The following is a 3,057-nucleotide window of genomic DNA, read 5'->3' as shown; positions in this document are numbered from 1 at the left end:
GAACGAACATCCTTCGGCTCCTTTTTAATGCAGGCAGACAGACCGTGCATTATTCCGTCAACACATTGGGCTTATGACGTATCCAATATCCAACGATGGAAGCCAAAACTGTAGTTGTCATAGGCGCAGGTCCCGGCGGTCTTGCGTCCGCAATGTTGCTCGCACGGCGTGGATTTCGCGTGCAGGTGTTTGAAAAGGCGGCTCGAATTGGAGGTCGCACCGCCGAGGTCGCACTGGGGCCATATCGCTTCGATCTTGGGCCTACATTTCTGATGATGAAGTTCCTGCTGGATGAACTATTCCAGGACGCCGCACGGCAGACCAGCGACTATCTCGATTGTCGGGCGCTCGACCCCATGTATCGCCTGCACTTTTCTGACAAAACCATGCTGGCCCGTCCCACACCAAGGGACATGCGCGACGAGATTGAGCGCGTCTTCCCGGGCGAAGGCGCCGGGTTGGATAAATTTCTTTTCTCGGAGAGCGTGCGATTTAAGAAGCTTTATCCCTGCCTGCAAAAGGACTACGGAAACCCGGCTGCGTTGTTGCATACGACCCTGCTGGCGGCGCTGCCCCACATCGCTCCCGGCCGTTCCCTCTACGACGTGCTTTCCACCTACTTCCGTTCGGAGGAGTTGCGACTCGCCTTCACCTTCCAGTCAAAGTACCTGGGGATGTCTCCATGGGATTGCCCGGGCTTGTTCGCGATGATCCCGTACACAGAGCACGCACACGGCATTTACCACGTGATGGGCGGGCTGTCTCAGATTCCGCAGGCGTTCGCCAAAGTTGCTCGGGAGGAAGGTGCCGAGATTCATACCTCCTGCGGAGTCAAGCGTGTGCTGCTGCGGGGCCGCAAGGCGTGCGGCGTGGAATTGGAGAACGGAGAGAAAGTCGCTTGCGATGACGTGGTGATCAATGCCGACTTTGGCCATGCCATGAGCACTCTATTTCCCGACAGCGACCTCGGTAAATATAAGCCCTCCGCTCTTTCCAAGCGCAAGTACTCCTGTTCGACGTTCATGATGTACCTCGGACTCGATCGGGTGTATCCGGATGCCGAGCATCACATGATCGTTTTCGCGCGGGATTACAAGCGATGCCTGGAAGACATTACAAAAACAAAGATCGTTTCCGATGATCTTTCTGTCTACATTCGCAATGCCGCGACCCTGGACCCGTCGTGCGCTCCAGCAGGCCACTCGGCGCTGTATATTCTGGCGCCGGTGCCGAACAATACCAGCGAAATCGACTGGAAGAAGCACCGCGACGCCTATCGAGAAACCATTTTGCAATTACTGGAAGACCGTACCCCATATAAGGATCTGCGCGATCACATCCGGGAGGAGCTGATTCTGACGCCGGCAGACTGGGAGAAACAGGTTTCCGTCTTTCTTGGCGCGACTTTCAACATGGGCCACAGTTGGGACCAGATGCTCTACTTCAGGCCGCACAACAAGTTTGAATTGTTCGACAACACATACCTGGTGGGCGGGGGCACGCATCCTGGCAGCGGGCTGCCCACCATCTTTGAATCTGCGCGTATTTCCTCCAACCTGATCAGTGCCAAGTATGGGGTGCAGTATCCCAAGCCAAGGCCTTTCGCAGAATTGGGAATTGAATGAGCCACGAGACTGCTGCGAAACGCATTGATCGTGCCCGGGCGGCACAGGCATTGTGGGTACAGTTTTCGGCGACCGATCGCGCTCGACGTCTGCGTCCGTTGCGGTGTGAGATCGCGCGGCGCATGGATGAGATCGTTCAGGTGATATCGGATGAGATCGGAAAAGCTCCGATGGATGCGCTGGCTGGCGATGTCATGGTCACGCTCGAGCAGCTGCGCTTCTACGAGCGAGCCGCCGCGCGTATCCTTCGTCCACAGAAGAAGGGCAGCCCTTGGTTCTTCTACCGAGGGACTCGTTTCAAAGAAGTGCTGGAGCCGCATGGCGTCGTGCTGGTGCTCGCGCCGTGGAATTATCCCTTGCAGTTGTCGGTGATCCCTATGGCAACCGCTCTGTTCGCCGGAAATTCCGTGTTGCTGAAATGCAGCGAACACGTTCCTCAAACAGCGCGCTTGATTCAGGAACTTTGTGCTGTCGCAGGATTACCGGATTACCTGGTGCAGGTTTCCTGCGAGTTACGGGAAGAGGCGACGGCCTTGCTGCAAGCACGGCCTGATTTCGTTTTTTTCACGGGCAGCCACCGCAACGGCCAAACGATCGCGGCAAAGGCGGCTACCCTGATGATCCCAACCGTGATGGAGTTGGGCGGCAAGGACGCTGCCATTGTGTTTGACTCCTGCGATCTGGAACGGACGGTGAACGGGCTTACCTATGGCAGCTTCTCCAACGCTGGTCAGGTATGCGTCGGCACCAAGCGAATCTTTGTCCATCGGGGAATCTACGAGCCGTTTCTGCAGTTGTTTCTGCAAAGAGTGCGCCAGCTCCGCATCGGCACGTCCGTCGAGAGTGACGTGGGAACAGTCCGCCTCGAATCTGTAAAGGTGCGCCTGCGGGTCCAAGTGGAAAACGCACTTTCCCGCGGTGCAAAGCTGCACTCCGAGTGGCGAGCGGATGACGATGTCACAACTCCTGTCGTACTGACGGACGTTCCTGAAAATGCGGCGCTCCTGGTCGAGGAGACGTTTGGCCCCGTAGTTTGCATAGCGTCGTTTCAGCACGAGGCCGATGCCGTCGAAATGGCAAACGCATCTGCATTTGCCTTGAGTGCGAGCGTATGGACAGGCGACGATCGTCAAGTCGAGCGCGTGGCATACGAACTGAACTGCGGCAGTTGTGCGGTAAACGACGTGATTCGCAACATCGGCAATCCTCAGGTTGCGTTCGGCGGCAACCGCGCCAGCGGCTATGGCCGCTATCACGGCGCGGAAGGTTTGCGAACCTTCTCGCGTATCAAGACGGTGATGGTGGCTCGCCGTCTTCGTCGTGTCGAGGTCCACTGGTTTCCATTTCGAGCGGAGACCTTTGATCGTCTTCGCCAATTGCTGCGCATACGGCACGGCGGCAAAATTCGGACTGGCATGAAGCGTCTGGCTAG

The 3,057-nt window shown here is 57.0% G+C and carries 2 protein-coding genes; both read left to right on the top strand.

From position 1 onward, the window contains the following. Positions 1 to 95: 95 nt before the first annotated feature. The gene (locus tag VMU57_RS17245; RefSeq protein ID WP_325385658.1) at positions 96 to 1,625 is read left to right on the top strand and encodes a phytoene desaturase family protein; all 1,530 of its coding nucleotides are present in this window, start codon (positions 96 to 98) and stop codon (positions 1,623 to 1,625) included. Beyond that, positions 1,622 to 3,057 (top strand): aldehyde dehydrogenase family protein (locus tag VMU57_RS17240; RefSeq protein ID WP_325385656.1); only part of this gene is annotated, 1,436 nt, incomplete at its 3' end. The genes VMU57_RS17245 and VMU57_RS17240, both read left to right, overlap by 4 nt.

The organism is Edaphobacter sp., assembly GCF_035532915.1.
Taxonomy (GTDB): domain Bacteria; phylum Acidobacteriota; class Terriglobia; order Terriglobales; family Acidobacteriaceae; genus Edaphobacter.
Note: the sequence above shows the minus strand (reverse complement) of the source record. Positions and strands in the feature narration are given on the sequence as shown.

Excerpts from the sequence above, each read along its gene's own strand:
- VMU57_RS17245 (WP_325385658.1), top strand. The coding sequence starts at position 96 with ATGGAAGCCAAAACTGTAGTTGTCATAGGCGCAGGTCCCGGCGGTCTT.